Genomic DNA, 1,179 nt, shown 5'->3' with positions numbered 1-1,179 from the left:
GCCCCACCCCAACCCCTCCCCTGAAGGGGAGGGGCTTCAAAGAAGCCAACCTTGTAATGTAGGATTTGACCTGCTTGCCTCGGTCGGTCGGCCTTTTGCCGCCCGCTCTTTCCCATCGTCGGCTAGACCCTGATCTACCTGTCGCGTCGAAGTCGCCAAGTTGGCGCGCAACTGGCGCGTGGCTGTCGTGCACGTGTCGCGCAGGTGTCGCGTCGCGGGGGCGTCGGTGGTGCCCAGGCGGCGCATCGCAACTTCGCTCTAAGGCGGGATGGCGCAAACCGCGCCAAGCCCGCAACTTTCTAAACTTCGGGGCGCCTCAGCCCCCGAGCACGTTGATCGAGAAAGCGACGATGCCGAGGTTGAACACGAACGCCGCGAGGCAATGCAGCGTCACGGTGCGGCGGAATTGGCCCGTGGTGATGCTCACATCGCTGGTCTGGAAGGTCATGCCGAGGCAGAAGGCGAAATAGACGAAGTCCCAGTAATCGGGCTCCTTCGTCTCGGGGAAGCACAAGCCGCCGGCATCCTCGCCCTGATCGTCGCTGTAGAAGAGATGCGCGTAGTGGAGCGCATAGATCCAGTTGGAGAAGATCCAGCTGACCGCCAGGGTGCCGATGACCAAGGCGAGCGCGGCAGGGTCTGGCGCGTCCTTCTCCATCAGCTCGCTGGCGACGGCGACGAGGATCACCAGCGAGACCGCGCCGGTGAGCCCCAGCAGCACGACGCGATTGGCGTCGTTCCGCACCGCGGAGGCGCGCATGTCGTCGGGCTTGTGGCGGAACAGCGGCGCCGAGATCAGCAGGAACAGCAAAGCGCCCGCATCGAACCCCGCCATCACGCCCTGGCGCAACCCCAGCGGGGGGATGGCGAGCGCGATTGCGGCAGCGGTCGCCACGGCAAAAGCAATGAAGCGCGGCGGCGCGAGCCGATTGCCGATGCCGCGGGGCGTTTTGCTGGTCATGGCTGAACGTCTAGCGCGGGTAGGGTGGTGCGGCCAGCGGGGATCGCCTGACTTCCCTCGCCCCCTGCAAGGGGATCATCGGGTCGGCCATGCCCCCGGCATGGCCTGAACGGCGCGGGGCGCTGTTCACCAGATGATGATTGCGCAGACTTAGGCTCGCAGAACCTTAGTCGGAGCTGGGTGAGGGGGTGCGGCTGCACAGCAGCCGCGGGGGGGGG

At 66.2% G+C, this 1,179-nt stretch carries 1 protein-coding gene; it reads right to left on the bottom strand.

What is annotated here, in order from left to right; translation table 11 throughout:
• Positions 1 to 316 precede the first annotated feature (316 nt).
• Complete coding sequence (locus tag AC3WJI_RS21660) at positions 317 to 961, bottom strand: DUF1345 domain-containing protein (RefSeq protein WP_492759373.1); 645 nt, start codon at positions 959 to 961, stop codon at positions 317 to 319.
• Positions 962 to 1,179 lie beyond the last annotated feature (218 nt).

The sequence above is a fragment of the Sphingomonas sp. FW306-1B-B10E genome (assembly GCF_058782005.1).
The sequence above is the reverse complement of the archived record's forward strand: the minus strand, read 5'-3'. Positions and strand labels throughout refer to the sequence as shown.

What these genes read in the sequence shown, in the direction of transcription:
- AC3WJI_RS21660 (WP_492759373.1), bottom strand. Translation starts at nt 961, where the DNA reads ATGACCAGCAAAACGCCCCGCGGCATCGGCAATCGGCTCGCGCCGCCG.